The sequence below is a fragment of the Sphingobium sp. L-44 genome (assembly GCF_056859495.1).
Genome location: NZ_JBSXOQ010000115.1, coordinates 195,011 through 213,837, shown reverse-complemented (window position 1 = coordinate 213,837; position 18,827 = coordinate 195,011). Strand labels below are relative to the sequence as shown.

19 protein-coding genes are annotated in these 18,827 nt (G+C 65.9%); 2 read left to right on the top strand and 17 right to left on the bottom strand.

Annotated features, from left to right (window positions below):
• Positions 1–5: 5 nt before the first annotated feature.
• The 15 genes from AC13EK_RS20140 to AC13EK_RS20070 all read right to left on the bottom strand — a co-directional run bounded on the left by AC13EK_RS20140 (position 6) and on the right by AC13EK_RS20070 (position 15,839).
• Positions 6–203 carry a hypothetical protein gene (locus tag AC13EK_RS20140; protein WP_004207957.1) on the bottom strand — a complete coding sequence of 66 codons (198 nt, stop codon included), beginning with the start codon at positions 201–203 and terminating at the stop codon, positions 6–8.
• Positions 203–1,630, bottom strand: coding sequence for a UDP-N-acetylmuramate--L-alanine ligase (murC, locus tag AC13EK_RS20135; RefSeq protein WP_069336255.1), 1,428 nt, complete (start codon positions 1,628–1,630; stop codon positions 203–205). Before murC ends, AC13EK_RS20140 begins: the two co-directional genes overlap by 1 nt.
• Positions 1,627–2,793, bottom strand: a complete 1,167-nt coding sequence (gene murG / locus AC13EK_RS20130; protein WP_004207959.1) for an undecaprenyldiphospho-muramoylpentapeptide beta-N-acetylglucosaminyltransferase — start codon at positions 2,791–2,793, stop codon at positions 1,627–1,629. Before murG ends, murC begins: the two co-directional genes overlap by 4 nt.
• Complete coding sequence (locus tag AC13EK_RS20125) at positions 2,790–3,992, bottom strand: FtsW/RodA/SpoVE family cell cycle protein (RefSeq protein WP_010336276.1); 1,203 nt, start codon at positions 3,990–3,992, stop codon at positions 2,790–2,792. Before AC13EK_RS20125 ends, murG begins: the two co-directional genes overlap by 4 nt.
• A gap of 62 nt (positions 3,993–4,054) precedes the next feature.
• Entirely contained in the window at positions 4,055–5,368 is a 1,314-nt protein-coding gene (gene murD / locus AC13EK_RS20120) for a UDP-N-acetylmuramoyl-L-alanine--D-glutamate ligase (protein ID WP_069336256.1), read from the bottom strand.
• Between the two features lie 4 nt (positions 5,369–5,372).
• Positions 5,373–6,446 (bottom strand): phospho-N-acetylmuramoyl-pentapeptide-transferase, encoded by a 1,074-nt coding sequence (gene mraY / locus AC13EK_RS20115; protein WP_069336257.1) that lies wholly within the window; start codon positions 6,444–6,446, stop codon positions 5,373–5,375.
• Entirely contained in the window at positions 6,446–7,837 is a 1,392-nt protein-coding gene (locus AC13EK_RS20110) for a UDP-N-acetylmuramoyl-tripeptide--D-alanyl-D-alanine ligase (protein WP_483022368.1), read from the bottom strand. The genes mraY and AC13EK_RS20110 overlap by 1 nt, the downstream gene beginning before the upstream one ends.
• Positions 7,834–9,276, bottom strand: coding sequence for a UDP-N-acetylmuramoyl-L-alanyl-D-glutamate--2,6-diaminopimelate ligase (locus AC13EK_RS20105; protein WP_069336259.1), 1,443 nt, complete (start codon positions 9,274–9,276; stop codon positions 7,834–7,836). The genes AC13EK_RS20110 and AC13EK_RS20105 overlap by 4 nt, the downstream gene beginning before the upstream one ends.
• Positions 9,276–10,979: a peptidoglycan D,D-transpeptidase FtsI family protein gene (locus AC13EK_RS20100; protein ID WP_004207965.1), complete on the bottom strand. Its 1,704-nt coding sequence runs from the start codon at positions 10,977–10,979 to the stop codon at positions 9,276–9,278. Before AC13EK_RS20100 ends, AC13EK_RS20105 begins: the two co-directional genes overlap by 1 nt.
• Positions 10,979–11,632: a hypothetical protein gene (locus AC13EK_RS20095; RefSeq protein ID WP_004207966.1), complete on the bottom strand. Its 654-nt coding sequence runs from the start codon at positions 11,630–11,632 to the stop codon at positions 10,979–10,981. Before AC13EK_RS20095 ends, AC13EK_RS20100 begins: the two co-directional genes overlap by 1 nt.
• Positions 11,629–12,576, bottom strand: coding sequence for a 16S rRNA (cytosine(1402)-N(4))-methyltransferase RsmH (gene rsmH, locus AC13EK_RS20090; protein ID WP_069336260.1), 948 nt, complete (start codon positions 12,574–12,576; stop codon positions 11,629–11,631). The genes AC13EK_RS20095 and rsmH overlap by 4 nt, the downstream gene beginning before the upstream one ends.
• Entirely contained in the window at positions 12,573–13,070 is a 498-nt protein-coding gene (locus tag AC13EK_RS20085) for a division/cell wall cluster transcriptional repressor MraZ (RefSeq protein WP_069336261.1), read from the bottom strand. Before AC13EK_RS20085 ends, rsmH begins: the two co-directional genes overlap by 4 nt.
• A gap of 183 nt (positions 13,071–13,253) precedes the next feature.
• A complete protein-coding gene (locus AC13EK_RS20080) occupies positions 13,254–14,480 on the bottom strand; it encodes a Gldg family protein (RefSeq protein ID WP_069336262.1) in 1,227 nt (408 codons plus the stop codon).
• Between the two features lie 6 nt (positions 14,481–14,486).
• Positions 14,487–14,804 (bottom strand): hypothetical protein, encoded by a 318-nt coding sequence (locus AC13EK_RS20075; RefSeq protein WP_004207970.1) that lies wholly within the window; start codon positions 14,802–14,804, stop codon positions 14,487–14,489.
• Between the two features lie 42 nt (positions 14,805–14,846).
• Entirely contained in the window at positions 14,847–15,839 is a 993-nt protein-coding gene (locus AC13EK_RS20070; RefSeq protein ID WP_069336263.1) for a cysteine synthase A, read from the bottom strand.
• 198 nt (positions 15,840–16,037) lie between these two features.
• Between AC13EK_RS20070 and AC13EK_RS20065 the strand changes: the two genes are divergently transcribed.
• Entirely contained in the window at positions 16,038–17,015 is a 978-nt protein-coding gene (locus AC13EK_RS20065; RefSeq protein ID WP_069336265.1) for a cell wall hydrolase, read from the top strand.
• A gap of 372 nt (positions 17,016–17,387) precedes the next feature.
• On the top strand, positions 17,388–17,516 hold the full coding sequence (locus AC13EK_RS20060) for an entericidin A/B family lipoprotein (protein ID WP_004207973.1): 129 nt from the start codon (positions 17,388–17,390) through the stop codon (positions 17,514–17,516).
• 35 nt (positions 17,517–17,551) lie between these two features.
• Here AC13EK_RS20060 and tatC read toward each other — a convergent pair whose 3' ends face one another.
• Both tatC and AC13EK_RS20050 read right to left on the bottom strand, forming a co-directional pair.
• On the bottom strand, positions 17,552–18,343 hold the full coding sequence (gene tatC / locus AC13EK_RS20055; protein WP_037510477.1) for a twin-arginine translocase subunit TatC: 792 nt from the start codon (positions 18,341–18,343) through the stop codon (positions 17,552–17,554).
• Positions 18,340–18,804 (bottom strand): twin-arginine translocase TatA/TatE family subunit, encoded by a 465-nt coding sequence (locus AC13EK_RS20050; protein WP_069336264.1) that lies wholly within the window; start codon positions 18,802–18,804, stop codon positions 18,340–18,342. Before AC13EK_RS20050 ends, tatC begins: the two co-directional genes overlap by 4 nt.
• Positions 18,805–18,827: the final 23 nt, after the last annotated feature.

Below are 18,827 nucleotides of genomic sequence, written 5' to 3'. Positions count from 1 at the left end.
CACCGTCAACCTCGCACGCCCCAGAGATTCATCCAGCTCTTCATCGCCTTCATGCCCGCCTCGCCGGCCTGATGCGCAGCCATGCCGGTCTGCACCTGCTTCTGCGCCGCCTCGACCATGTCGCGCGCGACCTCCACGCCCTGCATCTGCATGTCGATCATGCGCTTCTGCATTTCGAGGCCGACATTGAAGAGCTCGAACATCAGGCGGTTTCCTTGACCTTGGCGGTGACCGCAGCGGAGAGGCCCGCCGCCCATTTGGTGATGTCGCCGGCCCCCAGGCAGATGATCATGTCGTCGGCCTGGACATCGGCGGCGATGACGCGGGCAAGATCGTCCGCGTCGGCGATGGTGGCGGCGTTGCGATGGCCGCGACGCTTGAGCCCGGCGACCAGCGCTGCGCTGTCGACATCCTCGATCGGCTGCTCGCCGGCGGTATAGACCGGGGCGGCATAGACGATGTCGGCGTCGTTGAAGGCCTGCTGGAAATCATCCATCAGGTCGCGCAGGCGGGTGAAGCGATGCGGCTGGACCACGGCGATCACCCGGCCCTTGGCGCCTTCGCGGGCGGCGGCGAGCACCGCCTTGATCTCGACCGGATGGTGGCCATAATCGTCGATGACGGTGGCGACGCCTGCACCAGCAGGGATCTCGCCGACCTTGGTGAAGCGGCGCTTCACCCCGCCGAACTTGGCAAAGCCGGTCTGGATGGTCGCGTCGTCAATGCCCATCTGCAGCGCCACGCCGATCGCGGCCATGGCGTTCAGCACATTGTGGCGGCCGGGCATCGGCAGTTCGATCCCCTCGATCCGGCGGGTCGCGCCGTCACGTTCGCGGATCTGGACGTCGAAGCGATTGCCGCCGGGCACCGGCTGGACATTCTCGCCGCGAATATCGGCCTGGGCGGAGAAGCCATAGGTGACGATACGGCGGTCCTGCACGCGCGGCAGGATGGCCTGCACCTCGGGATGGTCGAGGCAGAGCATCGCCGCGCCGTAGAAGGGCACATTCTCGACAAACTCGACAAAGGCGTCCTTCACCGCGTCGAAGCTGCCATAATGGTCGAGATGTTCGGGATCGATATTGGTCACGACCGCGATCGTGCCGTCGAGGCGCAGGAAGCTGCCGTCGCTTTCGTCGGCCTCCACGACCATCCAGTCGCTGTTGCCCAGGCGCGCGTTGGAGCCATAGCTGTTGATGATGCCGCCGTTGATGACGGTCGGATCGACCCCGCCCGCATCCAGCAGCGCCGCGACCATCGAGGTGGTCGTGGTCTTGCCATGGGTGCCGGCGATGGCGACCGTGGATTTGAGGCGCATCAGTTCCGCCAGCATTTCGGCGCGGCGGATCACCGGCACGCGATTTTCCAGCGCCAGTTCGACTTCCGGATTGCCGCGCTTGATCGCGGTCGAGGTGACGACCACGGCGGCATCCCCCAGATTTTCGGCCTTGTGACCGATCATCACCTTGATGCCCTTGGCGCGCAGCCCTTCCACGACATAGCCTTCGGCGACGTCGGATCCTTGAACCTTGTAACCCAGATTATGCATGACTTCGGCGATACCGGACATGCCGATGCCGCCAATGCCGATGAAATGGATCGTGCCGATGTCGGTGCCGACACCCTTCATGCGGGAACTCCCTGGAGATTGAGCGTGGTCGGCGTGGGGCCGACGCGAAGCGGGTCATTCATGATCGGCGCGGGGCCGATGCTTTCGAGCAGGTCGGCCATGTCGCGCGCCGCATCCGGGCGGCCACAGGCGCGGGCGCGCTTGGCAGCATTTTGCAGGGCGCCGGGTTCCAGCGCCATCTTCTGCATCTGCTTGGCCAGTTCCACCGCGGTGAAGCGCGACTGGGGGATGGTGCGGGCGCCACCGGCCTCGGTCATCTCGCGCGCATTGGCGGTCTGGTGATCGTCCATGGCGCTGGGCAGCGGCACCAGAATGGCGGGGCGGCCGGCACAGGTCAGCTCGGCCAGGGTCGATGCCCCTGCCCGCGCGATCATCAGGTGCGACCAGCCCAGCTTTTCGGGCACATCGTTGAAATAGGTGGCGAGATCGGCCGGAATCTCCATCTCGGCATAGGTAGCGCGGACCCGCTCGATATCCTCGGCGCGGCACTGCTGCGTCACCTGAAGGCGGCGGCGCAGCGCGATCGGCAGCATCGACAGCCCTTCGGGCACAACGCTCGACAGGATGCTCGCGCCCTGGCTGCCGCCGATCACCAGCACGCGGAACACGCTTTCGTCGGTCAGCGCGGGAAATTCCTCGTCGCGCAGCGCCTTCACTTCCTCGCGCACGGGATTGCCAACCAGATGCACCTTGCCAGCATATTTGTCCTTGAGCCGCTCGACCACCGGATAGGCGGTGGCGATGGCATCGACCCGGCCGGCAAGCAGGCGGTTGACCCGGCCCAGCACCGCATTCTGTTCATGGATCGCGGTCGGGATGCCGTCGGCCAGCGCGCCCAGCAAAGCAGGCATGGCGGGATAACCGCCAAAGCCGACCACGGCGGTCGGCTTGAACGTGTCGTTGAGCCGCCGGGCCATCGCGCGCCCGGCCAGGATCGCCTTCAGGGCGCCAGGCCAGCTCGCCGGATTCTTGGTCATGCGGCCCGCCGGCATGACATGGACCTGTGCCTTGTCGAAGATGCCGGGGATCTTGGCGCCCCGCTCATCGGTGACGAGGGCGACATGATGGCCGCGCGCCATCAGCTCCTCGGCCACCGCATGCGCGGGAATCATATGACCACCCGTCCCGCCGGCGGCGAGGACGAAGTGACGGGAAATGCTCATCGACCACTCCATTTGACGACCGTGTGCCGACCCATGAAGGGGTTGCGCCGCGTGAATGCGAGCAGCAGGCCGACGCCGATACAAAGCGCGAGCATAGAGGAGCCACCGTAGCTGATAAAGGGCAGCGTCATGCCCTTTGACGGAAAAATCTGCGCATTGACGCCCATATTGATGATCGCCTGCAGCCCGAACTGGGTGGTGAGGCCGGCTGCGGCGAGGATGGTGAAATTATCCTCCTCGTCCAGCAGGCGCAGCAGCACGCGCACGACGATCGCCAGATAGACGCAGGCGATGGCGATGCAGGCGAGCAGGCCGAACTCCTCGCCGATCACCGAGAAGATATAGTCGGTATGGGCTTCGGGCAGGCGGAACTTGTTCTGGCCGCCGCCCGGCCCGACGCCGGTGAAGCCGCCATGGGTGATGGTGCGGAAGGCCAGGTCCGTCTGGTCCGGGCCGGTATCCATCTGGACACCGATGCCCAGGAAGTCGTTGATGCGCTGCCGGCCATTTTCATAGAACATGTAGACCGCGACCAGCCCCGCCAGCGCCAGGCCGCCCAGCATGGCGATCCAGCGCATTTCGAGGCCCGAGAGCATCAGCAGCACGCCCCAGCAGGCAAGGAAGATGACCGTCTGGCCAAAATCCGGCTGCTTCATCAGGATCGCCGCGATCAGCAGCGTCATCGCGCCCGTGAGCGGCATCACCGGCAGGCTCTGGTCCTTGGCGCGCAGCGACAGCAGCCAGGCCAGCGTCACGACATAGACGGGCTTCAGAAATTCCGAGGGCTGAAAGCGGAAGCCCGGCAGGTCAATCCAGCGCTTGGCACCGTTCACGGTGGAGCCGAGCAACGGCACGAACAGCAGCATCAGGAAAAAGAAGACGGCCAGGAAGATCGCCAGTCGCCGCGCCTGCGGCCGCGGCAGCATGGAGATGACCAGCATGATCGGCAGGCCGATGAACACCCACATCAGCTGGCGGTAGAAATAGATCAACGGATTGACCGCCACCTGCGCGGTCGAGCGGTCGATCGCGGCCACCGGCGATGCGGCGGCCACGGCGACCAGCCCGATCGCCATCAGCGCGACGATCAGCGACAGCAGCACCCGGTCGATTTCCCAGAACCAGATGGCCAGCGCGGTACGCTCGCGCGGCACGGTGCGGGTCTTGAAGCCCTTCACCAGTTCGCCCGCCCTGAACATGCCCTTACGTCCCTCGCTATCCATCCCGTTGCCCCCGATCGCCCTGCCTATTCCAGTGCGTTCTATTCCAGCGCGTTCACGGCCGCGGCAAAGGCATCGCCGCGCGCCTCGAAATCCCGGAACTGGTCGAAACTGGCGCAGGCCGGCGACAGCAGCACGACATCGCCCGGCTGGGCGATGCGCGCGGCGCGACGGACCGCGGCGCTCAGCATCTCGCTGTCATCGACCGCCATGTGTGGCCGCAACAGGTCGGCAAACATGTGGCCCGCCTCACCGATGGTGTAGGCATGGGCGATATTGCCATAATAAGGCGCGCATTCATCCAGATTGTCGGACTTGGCGACGCCGCCCAAAATCCAGTGGATGCGCGGCTTGCCATCCCTGGCCGGCCAGGCGCCCAGCGCCGGCGCGGTCGAGGCGGCATTGGTCGCCTTGCTGTCATTGACGTAGAGCACGCCATTATGCGTGCCCACCGCCTGCATCCGGTGCGGCAGGCTGGCATAGCTGGCGAGCGCGGCCATGATGGTCGCGTCGTCGATGCCCAATGCCCGGCCGACCGCGATCGCGACGGCGGCATTCTGGGCATTGTGCGGCCCCTGCAGCGACGGCCAGCCAAGCTGAGCCTCCGGATCGATATCGGCGGCCTTCACTTCGCGCAGCTGCGCCGGGGCCGATGCGGCGATGCCACGGCTCGGCTCATCCTCGGTCGCGATCACCGCGACATGGTCGGCCGATTGCATGGCGAACAACCGCGCCTTCGACGCGACATAGCCGGCAAAGCCATTATAGCGATCAAGATGGTCGGGCGTGATGTTGAGCAGCACGGCGACATCGCAGTCGAGGCTGTGGGTAAGGTCGATCTGATAGCTCGACAATTCCAGCACATAGACGCCCATGCCGTGCAGGTTCGGCTCCAGCGGCTCCTGGCCCAGGATCGGCAGGCCGATATTGCCGCCCATCCGCGCCGGGAAGCCGGCCTGCTCGATGATGTGATGGATCAGCGCGGTCGTGGTCGACTTGCCGTTGGTGCCGGTGATGCCGACGACCTTGTGCGGCGGTAGCGTCGGCCGGGCGAGGGCGAACAGTTCGATGTCGCCGATGATCGGCACACCGGCGATCTTCGCGCGCATCGCGATCGGATGCTTGTTGAGCGGCACGCCCGGCGACACAACGATGCCGTCGAAGCCGGCCAGGTCGATCTCCATCGGGTCGCCCAGCTCCGCCTTGTCGGCGACCGCCGCCCGCGCTTCCTCGCGACTGTCCCAGGCGACGACGCGCGCGCCGCTGGCGACGAGCGTCTCGACCGTGGCCAGCCCCGAACGGGCCAGCCCCAATACGGCGTAGGTCTTCCCCTTGAAGGCCTGCGAAACGATCATCCGCTTACCTCAGCTTCAGCGTGGCGAGGCCGGCGAGCGCCAGCACGAAGGAGATGATCCAGAAGCGGATCACCACGGTCGGTTCGGCCCAGCCAAGCTGTTCGAAATGATGGTGGATCGGCGCCATCTTGAACACGCGCTTGCCGGTCCGCTTGTAGAAGAAGACCTGGATGATGACCGACAGTGCCTCGACCACGAACAGGCCGCCGACGACGCCCAGAACGATTTCATGATGGGCGGTGACCGCGATCACGCCAATCGTGCCACCCAGCGCCAGACTGCCGGTATCGCCCATGAAGACCGCGGCGGGCGGCGCGTTGAACCAGAGGAAGGCCAGCCCCGCGCCGATGATCGCGCCACACAATATGGTGAGGTTGCCCGCGCCCGGCACATGCGGGATGCCCAGATAGGTGGCGAAGTCCGCGCGGCCGACCAGATAGACGATCGCCATGAACGCCATGCAGGCGATGATGACGGGCATGGTCGCAAGGCCATCGAGCCCGTCGGTCAGGTTCACCGCATTGCCGAAGGCGACGATGACGAAGGCGGCGAACAGGAAATAGAAAGGCCCAAGCTCGATCGCAGGCCCATTGTAGAAGGGCACATAGAGCGCGGTATTGCCATGCTGGTTGACGATCATCCAGGCGGCGAAACCGGCGATCAGGAACTCGAAGGCCAGGCGCATCTTGGCCGACAGCCCCTTGTGGCTGGCCTTGGTCACCTTGTCATAATCGTCGAGGAAGCCGATCGCGCCGAAACCCAGGGTCACGAACAGACAGGCCCACACATAGGTGGAGGACAAGTCCATCCACAGCAGCACCGATACGACCATGGAGGTCAGGATCATCAGGCCGCCCATGGTCGGCGTGCCGCGCTTGGCCAGATGGCTCTGCGGCCCGTCGCTGCGGATCGGCTGCCCCTTGCCCTGGCGCACGCGCAGCCAGCCGATGAACTTGGGGCCAATGACGAGGCCGATGATCAGCGCGGTCGCGATCGCTGCGCCCGCCCGGAAGGACAGGTAGCGGATGAGGTTGAAGGCCCCCACAAAATCCAGGGTCTGGGCAAGCCAGTACAGCATCAGTCTTTATCTCCGTCGCGGGCGGCATCGCCAAGGGCGGCGACCAGGCGGGACAGCCCGATGCCATTGGAGCCCTTGACCAGGATCGCGTCACCCGCACGCATTTCCTTGTTGATCAGATCGGTGGCCGACGCGGCGTCCGGCACATGGTCGAAGGCGACGAGGCCACCCAGCGCGTCGGCCAGCGGCGCCATCTCCTCGCCCACCAATATCGCATAGTCGACGCCATTCTCGCTCAACGGTTGCGAGAGTGCGGCGTGCAGTTCGGTACTGCGGCTGCCCAGTTCGCGCATGCCGCCCAGCACGGCGATGCGGCGGTCGGCCTGCTCGCGCCCCAATTGCTTGAGCGTCGCGGCCATGCTCAAGGGGTTAGCGTTATAGCTTTCGTCGATCAGCAGCGCCTCGCCACCCGCCACCGGCAGGATGCGGCGCGCGCCGCGTCCGGGCAGACCCGGCATTTCCGCCAGCGCAAGGCCCGCAGCGGCCAGATCGCCGCCCAGCGCCTCGACCGCGGCCAGCACGGCGAGCGAATTGGACACCCAATGGTCGCCCGGCGCGCCGACGGTGAAGCACAGTTCCACCCCCGGCAGCGCGGCGGTCACCAGCGTGCCGCCACCCGGCGCCGGCACGGTATCGCGCACGAAAATATCCGCCTCCGGGCTGAAGCCAAAGGTCAGGATATGATCGGCATGGCGCTCCGCCTTGCCATAGAGGGTCGCGACATGCGGGCTGTCATAGGGAATGACAGCGATGCCGCCCGGCTCCAGACCTTCGAAAATCTCGGCCTTGGCTTCGGCGATCTTTTCCTCGGTCCCGAAAAATTCGATATGGGCCGGCGCGATGGCGGTGACGATCGCCACGTTCGGGCGCACCTGCCGCGTCAGCGCAGCCAGTTCGCCGGCATGGTTCATGCCCATTTCGAACACGCCATAGGCCGCATCGCGCGGCATCCGCGCCAGGCTCAGCGGCACGCCGACATGGTTGTTATAGCTTTTGACCGACCGATGGACGCCGCCCGGACAGGCCCGTTCAAGGGCATGGAACAGCGCTTCCTTGGTGCCGGTCTTGCCGACCGAGCCGGTCACGCCGATGATCTTCGCGTTGCTGCGCTTGCGCGATGCACGGCCCAGCGCCTCCAGCGCGGCGGCACTGTCGGCCACCAGCACATGGGGATAATCGACCGGCTCGCTGACGATCGCGCCGGCCGCGCCCTGGGCAAAGGCCTTGTCGATGAATTTGTGGCCGTCGGTCGTTTCGCCCTTCATCGCGACGAACAGGTCGCCCGCGCCCACCTCGCGACTGTCGAAGGCGACGCCAGAAACGGCGAACGGCGCCGACACGGCGCCGCCCGTAGCGTCTGCGATCTCGGCCGAGGTCCAAAGATCGCTCAACCCGCGCACTCCCGTGCCACGGTGACATCGTCAAAGGGTAGCACCCGGTCGCCGATGATCTGCCCCTGCTCATGCCCCTTGCCGGCGAGCAGGACGATATCGTCGCCCCCTGCCTGACCGATGGCGGCGGCGATCGCCGCGCGGCGCCCGCCAATTTCCTCCGCCCCCGGCGCGCCCGCCATCACGGCGGCGCGGATTGCGGAGGGTTCTTCCGAACGGGGATTGTCGTCGGTCACGATGACATGATCGGCCAGATCAGCCGCGACCTTGCCCATCAGCGGGCGCTTGCCCGCATCGCGATCACCGCCCGCGCCGAACAGCGCGATCAGCTTGCCACGGGTATGGGGACGCAGTGCCTCGATCGCGGCGCGCAGGCCGTCGGGCGTATGGGCATAGTCGACATAGACGGGCGCGCCCGCCTTGCTGATGACCGCGCGTTCCAGGCGGCCGCGCACCGGCTGGACCCGGCCCAGCAATTCCAGCACCTTGGCGGTATCGCCGCCGGTCGCGATGACCAGACCGGCCGCCGTCAGCGCATTGGCCGCCTGATAGGCACCGATCAGCGGCAGATTGACCTTGTAGAGCTTGCCATCGGCTTCGATTTCCAGCGTCTGGCCCAACTGGGTCGGGGTGCGGTTGGCAAGACGCAATGCCTGCCCCTGCACCCCGACGCTCAGCACACGAAGCCCCCGCTTCGTAGCTCGCTCGATCGCCTTGTCCGACCATTCATCGTCGGCCCAGATCACGGCCGCGCCGCCATCGCCCACGACTTCGTCGAACAGGCGCATCTTGGCGTCGAAATAGCTGTCCATGTCGCCATGATAATCGAGATGATCGCGCGACAGGTTGGTGAAGGCGCCGGCCGCAACCGGCAGCCCCTCAGTGCGATACTGGTCGAGGCCATGGCTCGACGCCTCGAACGCGGCATGGGTGATACCCTCGCGCTTGAGGCCCGACATGTTGGCAAGGAAGGTGACGATGTCCGGCGTGGTGAGGCCGGTCGACACCTGATCGACCGAGGTGGTGACGCCCAGCGTCCCGATCGAGGCCGACTTGTGGCCCAGCATGCGCCACAGCTGGCGCGCCAGTTCGACCGTGCTGGTCTTGCCATTGGTGCCGGTGACGGCGACGGTCACATCCGGGAATGGCGCGAAATAGCGCGCGGCCAGTTGCGCGAACAGGCGGCGGGGATTGGCGTCGGCGATATGCACCGCGCCCTCGACCTTCGCCTCCGGCCGGGCGACGATGGCCACCGCTCCCGCCTTCACCGCATCGGCAATAAAATCCTCGCCATTGACGCGCAGGCCCTGAAAGGCACCGAAGATGGTGCCCGGCGCGACCTTGCGATTGTCGATGGCAAAACCCGTCACGGACGTGTCGAGGCCGGTGTTGCCATCGACCTCGACGCCCAGCTCCTCGATTAGCGACCCGAGGCGCATCACTCTGTCTCCTTGTCGCCGTGCAACAGCGGCATCAAATCCGAAATATCCACGTCCCGCCGCTCGTCCGGCATCACCCCAAGCATCGGCCCGGTGCGCTCCACCACCCGCTTCACCACCGGCGCCGCCGTCCATGCAGCGGTACGCAGGCCATATTGGCCCGTCGCCTCGTCCATCGTGACGAGAACCACATAGCGAGGATTGTCCATCGGGAAGGCGGAAGCGAAAGTCGTCACCAGCGAAGTCTTGTTGTAGCGCCCTTCCTGGGGCTTTTCAGCGGAACCCGTCTTGCCGCCCACCCGGAATCCCTTGGCGTCGGCGCTACGCCCTGTACCCGCCGACACGATCATCCGCAACAGCTGGCGCATGCGCGCGCTGGTCGCGGCCGAAAAGACGCGGCGCCCCTCGGGCACTTCGTCGGCCTTGAGCTTGCGGATCGTCGCCGGGCGCCAGATGCCGCCATTGACCAGCGCGGCATAGGCCGCCGCCAGATGCAGCGGCGTCACCGCGATGCCATGGCCGTAAGAGGTGGTCATGCTGGTGATCCGGCCCCAGTTGGTCGGCCACAGGCCACCGGCACGCTCATTGAACTCGATCGGCGCGCGCTGGTCGAAATCCAGGCTGCGGAACAGCTTCTGCAACGGCGCGGCGCCCATTTCGTCGGCGATCCGGGCGGTGCCGATGTTGGAGCTGTGGACCAGGATTTCCGGCACGTTGATCCAGCGGCCAAGCGAGTGGTCGTCCTTGATGCGGAAGCCGCCAACGGCCAGCGGCGCGGTCGCGTCATAGCGCTTGCTCATCGATGTCACGACGCCCGCATCCATGGCCGCCGCGATCGACAGCGGCTTGAACGCCGAACCCAGTTCGTAGCGGGCCTGCACCATATGGTTGCAGAGCGGCGATTCGGAGCAGCGCTTGCCGGCATAATTTTGCAGCTTGTTGGGATCGAACACCGGGATCGATGCCATGGCGATCACTTCGCCGGTATTGACGTCCAGGATGATGCCGCCGGCGCCCTTGGCCCGCGTCTGGACCAGCTGGGCATACAGCTCGCTTTCCAGCGCGCCCTGCACCCGGCTGTCGATCGACATGGCAAAGGGCCGGCTGCGCTGTGCCGGGTCGATCATCCGATCGTTGAATGCCGCCTCCACGCCCATGCCGCCCTTGCCCTCGGCATTGGGCGCAAAGCCGAGAATATGCGCGGCCAGCGTGCGCTGGGGATAGAGGCGCTCCTTTTCGCGCGGAAATTCGATGCCGATCTCGCCCAGCGCGTTCACCGCCGCCACTTCCTCGGGCAGCGCACGGCGGCGCAGATAGGCCCAGCCGCGCCCCCTCAGCTTCTTGGCGAACACCGCTTCGGACTCGTCCGGGAAGATTTCGTGCAGCTTGCGCGCCAGTTCGTCGGGATCGCCGATCAGCTTGGACGGGCGCACCGCGATCGAATAGGCGTCCATGGTCCGCGCCAGCGGCACGCCATTGCGGTCGACAATGTCCGCGCGCGCCGGGGTGAAGCCCGACAATCCATCGCCATTGCCGTTGCCGCTCGCGAAAATGCCGACCCAGGTCAGACGCAGGATCAGCACGGCCGTGATCATCATGAACAGGATCAACAGCAACATCAGGCGATTATGCGCGATCGCCGTCAGGTTGACCCGCTGCCGCCCGGCACGGGCGCCGCCCGGCTGGACGATGATCGTGGCCATTAGCGGCCTCCCTTTCGCTCGCGCGCCGCACGGGCGCTGAGGTCACCCATGGTGCTGTCGTCCAGCAGCTTGGCGTCCAGCATCGCCATGCGCTCGGCCCGGCGCGCGACCGGATTGGGCCGCGACACGTCGGCGTCGGCCTTGGCACGCTGTTCGGCCAGCTTCACCGGCGCGGCGGGCTTGGCCAGCTTCTCGACATTGTCGGCGGCATGCGCCTCGCGGATCACGGCGATATCGCTGCGGATCTGGCTGGCGGCGGGGCTGGCCGGCGCGGCCTGCGGCGCGGACGGCAGATCGGCCGGCGTCTCGACCATCGCCACCATCACCGGCGGTGCGACATAGTCCGGGCCATTGGGCTGGACGCCATCCAGATGCGCCAGCGCCTGTTCGCCCGCCAGATACTGGCCGGCGGTCGGCGTCGCATACATGAAGTCGTCCTGGTTCCACCGCTCCAGCTGGCGCATGCTGGCGCGCGCGCTGAACTCGGTTTCCAGATAGCGGATATCGCCGCGCGCCTGCGCGATCTGCATCCGCACCCGCATCACGTCATTGCGCTCGGTCGCGACCTTCAAGGAGACGAGATAGGCGCCGAGCGCGCCGAGCGCGACCAGCAACACCCAGATCAGGCTCTGCAATCTCTTGACCGCGATCATGGCCGGGCACTCCGATGGGCATTGGCAACAGGGGCGCCGGTCCGCACGGCGCTGCGCAGGGTGGCGGAACGGGCACGCGGATTGCGCGCCAGTTCGATTTCGCCGGGCTTGACGGCCTTGGCGGGCTTTTCGAATGCAGGCGCGACCTCGGCCTTCTTCTCGGGCAGGTGGCGCGATCCGCCCGCCTCGCTGCCGCTGCGCTTGCGCAGGAACTGCTTGACGATGCGGTCCTCCAGACTGTGGAAGGTCACGATCGCAAGGCGGCCGCCCGGCTCCAGCAGCGCTTCCGCCGCTTCGAGCGCGCGCTCCAGTTCCTCCAGTTCGCGATTCACATGGATGCGGATCGCCTGGAAGGTGCGGGTCGATGGATCCTTCTTGTCATGCGGCTTGTAGCCCAGCGCCCGGCGCACCACGGCAGCAAGCTGCCCGGTCCGCTCCAGCGGCCGCGCATCGACGATCGCACGGGCAACACGGCGCGAACGCGGCTCCTCACCATAGCGATAGATGACGTCGGCAATATCCTCTTCCGCGGCGGTGTTGAGGAAATCGGCCGCGCTCATGCCGCCCTGACTCATCGTCATGTCGAGCGGGCCGTCCGCCTGGAAGGAAAAGCCGCGTTCGGGCCGGTCGAGTTGCATCGACGACACGCCGATATCCAGCGTGATGCCCGACACGCTACCGACGCCGCGCTCGGCCAGCAGCTCCTCCATCCGCGAAAATTCGCCGGGGATCAGCGTGATACCCTTTTCATCGGCCAGCGCCTGCCCTTCCCGGATCGCATCGGGGTCGCGATCGAAGGCAAAGACCTGCGCGCCAGCTGCCGCCATGGCGCTGGAATAGCCGCCCGCGCCGAACGTGCCGTCGACATGTCGCTCGCCTGGGGTAATGGCGAGCGCATCGAGCACTTCGGTCAGGAGGACGGGGATATGCGGCGCGGCGCTCACTTGCCGCCCTCCGCTGCGCGCTGTTCCAGCCAGCGGCGCACCTTGTTGCGGATCAGCGCCGGGCGATCCGGGCTTTCGACCAGCGCCTCGGGCTTCCAGATCTGGAAATAACGGCCAACGCCATAGAAGAACACGACGTCGGTGATACCGGCCTCTTCCTTGATATCGGGGTGCAGGAAGAAGCGGCCACCCTCGTCGAAATTCACGTCCTCGATCGTGCCCAGGCGATTCTCGCGCTCCAGATCACCATTGAACGAGCGATTGGCGGCGCGCGCCTCGCGCTCCAGCTCATTCACTTCCTCGAACAGGAACAGCTTGTGGGACAGGCCGAAGCCGGTGGCGCAGCCATTGTCCATATGGACCGACAGACACAGACGGTTTTCGCCGCCGCTCGCCAGCTTCACCTGGCGGCGCATCTCCAGGGGCAGCACGAAACGGCCCTTGCCGTCCGCGACGCTGAACGCGTTGCCCGAATAGAGAATGACGTCCGACACGCTGGAAATTCGCCCCTTTTAAGCAGGGCGCAGGCTTCCCGTCGCCGGAACCGCATTTTCGAATCCCGGCGCAAGACTCTCGCAAAGCCTGACTAACCCCAATGTTGGAATATCTACCAAGCATGAGGCGGCCTGCAAAGGGAAATGTTGGGTGAAGTTGGGAAAAGCCGGTCAGAAACGGGATTAACCGTTTTTTCCTCCTTTCACCAGCTTATTTTCACTTTTTGTTCTCATGCCATTCCGCCCGGAACGACGGCGCAGCAGCATCAGACCCAGTATCGCCCAGCCTGTCCCAGCCAGAAGCGCCGATCGCAGCCCCAGCCGGACATCCGCGACATCGCGCATCCAGCGACGGCCATCCGGCATCTCCGCCCCCAGCCATTGCGCCACCAGCGCCGGCGTATCGGCGCTCCAGGCGCGCGGATCGAGCGGCCGCGCCGGATCGGCCAGCCACAGCCGGTCGTCGATCAAGTCCGCGTCACCCAGCAGCAGCACCTCCCCGCGCCCGATCCGCAGCGGCAGCGGAACAGCCACCTCCTGCCGTCCGCCCGATGACAGGGGCTGCATCCCGGCCATCGTCAAAAGCCGCCCATCGGGCAGAAAATGGCGTATTTCCCGGTCGCGTACCGCCCCGCCCCGCACACCCCAGTGCGCCAGCAAGGGGCCAAGCGTACCGACCATCGGCGCCCGGCGCCGGTCGCCCAGCGGCAGACCGGAGGGCCAGCGCAGGTGCGGATCGGTGAGCAGCAGCAACCGGCCGCCATCCCTGACCCAGCGGTCAAGCGCGACCAGCGCCTGCGGCGTCATCGGTCGGGGCTGCGCCAGCAGCAGGACGGGCGCGCCGGATGCGGCCAGTGCCCGCACATCATCGATCGGCCGCACCTCGAACCGGCTGCGCAGCAGCGTCACGATCGGCGCGTCCCGCCTTGTCCCGGCCCCACCCTCTTCCCAGAAGAGCGGCAGCGCGGTGATGACGGCGAGCACCGGACGATCAGGCTGGGAGGAAATGGGACGGGCCGGCCCGAAGCCAAGCAACAGCAGCGCCGCGGCCAATGCGACACATGCCGGCAGCCGGCGCCGCTGCCACAGCAACGCACCACCGCCGGCCGCCGCCAGCGCCAGCAGCAGCAAGCCGATCATGGCCCAGGGGTCGGGCATGCGTGCAGCAGCCAGGGCGCAGAAGAGCAGCACCATCCCGGCGCCACCCAGCCCCATCCACAGCGCATGCAGAAAGTCCCGCCGCGCCAGCCACCACCCCGTTGGCACGAGCAACAGCATCGCCGGCCAGCCCCAGCACCATGGGTCTGCCTGCCCGGTGCACCAGGCAACCGCCAAACCGGCAAGCAGCATCAGCGTCGCTGGCAGCAACAGGGTGAGCAGTCGCGAAAGAAAGCGAACGAACGACATCATCGCCCGTCAGGGCGTCTGCGGCGTGGGTTCCTGGTCCATCGGCTTGCGGATCTTGGGATCGGGCTGCAGATCGGGGACGATCGGCGCCATTTCCGGCGCGGGTTGCACGCCCAGTTCGGCGAGCGGCTCCTTGGGCGTGGTGGCGGCGACAGCGGCATTGACGTCGATCGTCGGCACGGCCGGCGGCGCGGACGCAATATCGTCCACCCGCGCCTTGTCGATGACGATGTTCGCCAGTCCGACCAGCAGGACAACGCCTGCCAGGCCGGTCAGCCCTATCTGAACGCGCTGCAACCCCTCCTGTCGGCGGGAATGATCAGCCATGAACATGCTCTATTTTATGCCGCCGCGACCCGTGTCGGCCCGTCAATTGTGCGCGAGCCAGGGGAATATCGTCAAGCCCTTCGATTCGAGCCACTGCCGGTTGTAGAGGGTCGACAGATAGCGGAAGCCGGTATCGCACAGGATTGTCACGATTTTCTTGCCCGGCCCGAGCTGTTTCGCGAGCGCAACGGCACCCGCGACATTGATGCCCGACGACAGGCCCAGGCACAGCCCCTCCTCGGCCAGCAGGCGGCGGACCCACTCCAGCCCCTCCTCGTCGGAAATGCGGAACTGGGTGTCGATCGGCGCGCCTTCCAGATTGGCGGTGATGCGCCCCTGGCCGATACCTTCGGCGACCGAATTGCCCTCCGCCTTCAACTCGCCATGGGCGTAATAATTATAGAGCGCCGCGCCATGGGGATCGGCGAGGGCGATGACGATATTCTCGTCATGCGCCTTGAGGCCCAGGCCCACGCCCGCGATCGTGCCGCCGGTGCCCGCCGCACAGATGAAGCCGTCGATCCGGCCTTCCATCTGGGTCCAGATTTCCTCGGCCGTGCCGACGATATGCGCCTTGCGATTGGCGATATTGTCGAACTGGTTGGCCCAGATCGCCCCTTCCGTCTCCTCTGCCAGGCGGCGCGAGGTGTGGACGAAGTGACCGGGGTTGGAATAGGGCGCCGCCGGCACCGTCACCAGTTCCGCGCCCAGCGCGCGCAGCGTGTCCATCTTTTCCCGGCTCTGCGTCTCGGGCATGACGATGATCGACTTGTAACCCTTGGCATTGGCGACCAGCGCCAGACCGATGCCGGTATTGCCGGCCGTCCCCTCGACGATCGTGCCGCCGGGCTTCAGCAACCCCTTCTCCTCGGCATCATTGACGATGAACAGGGCGGCGCGATCCTTCACCGATGCGCCGGGATTGGCGAATTCGCACTTGGCGTAGATATCGCATCCGGTGGCTTCGGACGGACCGGCGAGACGCACCATCGGGGTATTACCGATCAGGGCGAGGCTATCTTTCTGGAGCAGCATGCACCCCGCATAGCGGAGCCGATACGTGCTTGCCAAGCAAGGGAATGCTGCATCACGAAAAGAGCCGGTTTGCCCCGGCTTTGCGCGCCGGTCGCCCGCCCCCGATCCAGGGTCGGCCCGATTCCGTGGAGGAATTGGAAAGGAAAATCGGCTATGGCCAGGGCCGCGCGGCAATCAGGCCCGCTCGATACCGGCTGGATGATGCGGCTTTCGCGACAACAGGAACGATGGATCTGGCATGGCGGCCTGGGCGCGGTGGCGCTTGCGGTGCTGATCGTGCCGCATCTCATCACCGCCGCGCCGCTCGACATGCTGGCCGAGGATCATCATGGCCCCGACCCGGCCGAGCAGGCGGGCGCCAATTTCCCCGGCTCCGCCTTCTTCTATGCCGAGGGCGCCTTCGATCCGGCGCCCGGCGCACTCACCATCCAGAGCCCGCATGTCATGGGCCTGGCCGAGGTCAAGGCAGCGCCGGCCGCCACCTTCCGCGGCCTCACCGCGACCGACAGCTATCGCGCGCTCAACTGCCTGACATCGGCTATCTATTATGAAGCCGGGAACGAGCCGGAGGAAGGCCAGCGCGCCGTGGCACAGGTGGTATTGAACCGCGTGCGCAGCCCGCTCTGGCCCAACAGCGTCTGCGGCGTCGTCTATCAGGGATCGGAACGCACCGACTTCCACTGCCAGTTCACCTTCAGCTGCGATGGCGCCATGGCCCGCCTCCCCAACACCGTCGCCTGGGTCCGCGCGCGCGGCATCGCCCAGCAGGCATTGTCGGGCAAAGCCTATGCCCCGGTGGGCCTTGCCACCCATTATCATACGCTGGCCGTCCGCCCGGCCTGGTCCGCCACGCTACAGCCGGTTGCCGTGATCGGCGCCCATATCTTCTATCGCGGCATGGGCTTCAACGGCACGCCCGCCGCCTTCGGCGACGCCTATGCGGGGCGCGAACTGATATCCGGCCCTGCCCGCCGGATCTGGCCGGTCCAGCCGGTGACGCCCGTCGAACTGATGAGCGCGGGACCGGCAACCGCCTATGTGCCCCTGCCGACGGTCGCGCCCTCCACGCCGGCGACGCAGCCCGCGCCCGCAGCGCCCCTTGCCGCGCCGATCGACAATCTGCCGGAATCGACGATCCGTCCCGAATATCGCAACAGCGGCCGGCCGCTCGGTTGAACCGCACCATCTTTTTGCGCTCGCCTGGCGAGATTATTTTAGGTTAATATCCAATCAACCAGCGAAATGCCTGAAAACAAGGGCAATTAAAATTCGCGATCAGGAGCGGAAATCGGGAACCACCCGCTTTGCCGCTCGTTCTGCATTTCGGATAGCAAATCTTTTGCCCCCCGCTCTTGCTATCCAAAAAATATGAGCCCGGAACGCATCATCCCCCCCCCGACGCGTTCCGGGCTCAGACTTTTTCGGGCCACCCTCCCTCGTCGTCGAACCAGCGCCAGCCGGCGGAACCCTTCCCGTCCAGGCGTGTTCTCCAGCGGTCACCGATATGGCTTGCCATGCGATCGGCCGATATTTCGGAAGGAGAAACCGATGACCAAGACAATCGTCACCGCCCTGCTGCTCACCGGCTCGCTGCTGGTATCCGCCTGCAACACGGTGGAAGGCGCTGGCAGGGACGTGCAGAGCGCCGGCAAGGCCGTCGAGAAGTCGGCCAACTGATCACATAAAAAGGCCCGCGTTTCGCGGGCCTTTTCTTATGCGGATGCTTCCTCTGCCGCTGCTTCTGCGGCGGCTCGTTTCGCTTGGCTGCGATCGGTGAACCAGATCGCGACCAGCGTGATTTCGTAGAGCAGCAGCAGCGGGATGGCGAGCATCAGCTGCGACACCACATCCGGCGGGGTCAGCACCGCGGCCAGGATGAAGGCACCGACGATCATGTAGCGGCGCATGCCCTTGAGTTGGTCACGCGACACGAAGCCCGCCCGGTTGAGCAGCATCAGCAACACCGGCAACAGGAAACAGATGCCGAAAGCCAGGATGAACTGCATCACCAGGCCCAGATAGCTGTCCGCGCTCGGCAGCGCCTCGATCTGCAGCCCGCTTGCATTCCCCTGATAGCCCAGGAAGAAATGGAAGGCGGTCGGCATCACCACGAAATAGGCCAGGCTCGCGCCCAGCGCGAACAGGAAGGGCGTGGCGATCAGGAACGGCAGCAGCGCCTTCTTTTCCTTCGCATACAGGCCCGGCGCGACGAACGCCCAGAGCTGGTTGGCGATGATCGGGAAAGACAGGCAGAACGCGCCGAAGGCCGCGATCTTGATCTGCACGAAAAAGGCTTCGTAGAGCTTGGTGTAGACCAGCTTGCCGCCGGCGTCGCCAAAGGCTTCCTTGAGCGGATGGACCAGGATGGCGAAGAGCTGTTCGGAGAAATAGAAACAGATCCCCCCGGTGATGAACAGCGCATAGACGCATTTGAGCAAACGGCTGCGCAGCTCGATCAGATGGTCCAGCAAGGGCGCCTTGCTGTCGTCAATCTCGCCGATCATGCCGCGGCATCCCCCTGCTTGGGCGCCACCGGCTCCTCGGCGACATAGGGCGGCTTGTCCGCCACCGGCGGCGGCGCGGCCTCCGCCACATAGGGCGGCGCATCGACAGCGGGGGCCGCCGGCGCTTCCGCCACATAAGGCGGCTTGTCGTCTACAGCCGAAGCAGCAGGCGCATCGCTGGCCGAAGCATGCTCGATGACCTGGGTTTCGGGAACCTGGGTCTCGGGCGGATGCTCGGCCATGATGCGCTTATTCTGCTCGGCCCATTTCTTTTCCAGTTCCTCCAGCTCGACTTCCCGCACCATGGCATCAATGCCGGTGCGGAAATGCCGGGCCATGCCCTGGGCCTTCCCCACGATCTGCCCCACCTTGTAGAGCGCGCGCGGAAGATCCTTCGGGCCGATCACGATCACCGCAATGATCACGATCACCAGAAATTCGGTCGAATCGATGCCAAACATGCGCGACTACCAGCCTGCGTTAG

Coding starts and splice junctions, on each gene's coding strand:
- AC13EK_RS20140 (WP_004207957.1), bottom strand. CDS start 203: ATGTTCGAGCTCTTCAATGTCGGCCTCGAAATGCAGAAGCGCATGATC.
- murC (WP_069336255.1), bottom strand. CDS start 1,630: ATGAAGGGTGTCGGCACCGACATCGGCACGATCCATTTCATCGGCATT.
- murG (WP_004207959.1), bottom strand. CDS start 2,793: ATGAGCATTTCCCGTCACTTCGTCCTCGCCGCCGGCGGGACGGGTGGT.
- AC13EK_RS20125 (WP_010336276.1), bottom strand. CDS start 3,992: ATGTTCAGGGCGGGCGAACTGGTGAAGGGCTTCAAGACCCGCACCGTG.
- murD (WP_069336256.1), bottom strand. CDS start 5,368: ATGATCGTTTCGCAGGCCTTCAAGGGGAAGACCTACGCCGTATTGGGG.
- mraY (WP_069336257.1), bottom strand. CDS start 6,446: ATGCTGTACTGGCTTGCCCAGACCCTGGATTTTGTGGGGGCCTTCAAC.
- AC13EK_RS20105 (WP_069336259.1), bottom strand. CDS start 9,276: ATGCGCCTCGGGTCGCTAATCGAGGAGCTGGGCGTCGAGGTCGATGGC.
- AC13EK_RS20100 (WP_004207965.1), bottom strand. CDS start 10,979: ATGGCCACGATCATCGTCCAGCCGGGCGGCGCCCGTGCCGGGCGGCAG.
- AC13EK_RS20095 (WP_004207966.1), bottom strand. CDS start 11,632: ATGATCGCGGTCAAGAGATTGCAGAGCCTGATCTGGGTGTTGCTGGTC.
- AC13EK_RS20080 (WP_069336262.1), bottom strand. CDS start 14,480: ATGATGTCGTTCGTTCGCTTTCTTTCGCGACTGCTCACCCTGTTGCTG.
- AC13EK_RS20075 (WP_004207970.1), bottom strand. CDS start 14,804: ATGGCTGATCATTCCCGCCGACAGGAGGGGTTGCAGCGCGTTCAGATA.
- AC13EK_RS20070 (WP_069336263.1), bottom strand. CDS start 15,839: ATGCTGCTCCAGAAAGATAGCCTCGCCCTGATCGGTAATACCCCGATG.
- AC13EK_RS20065 (WP_069336265.1), top strand. CDS start 16,038: ATGATGCGGCTTTCGCGACAACAGGAACGATGGATCTGGCATGGCGGC.
- AC13EK_RS20060 (WP_004207973.1), top strand. CDS start 17,388: ATGACCAAGACAATCGTCACCGCCCTGCTGCTCACCGGCTCGCTGCTG.
- tatC (WP_037510477.1), bottom strand. CDS start 18,343: ATGATCGGCGAGATTGACGACAGCAAGGCGCCCTTGCTGGACCATCTG.
- AC13EK_RS20050 (WP_069336264.1), bottom strand. CDS start 18,804: ATGTTTGGCATCGATTCGACCGAATTTCTGGTGATCGTGATCATTGCG.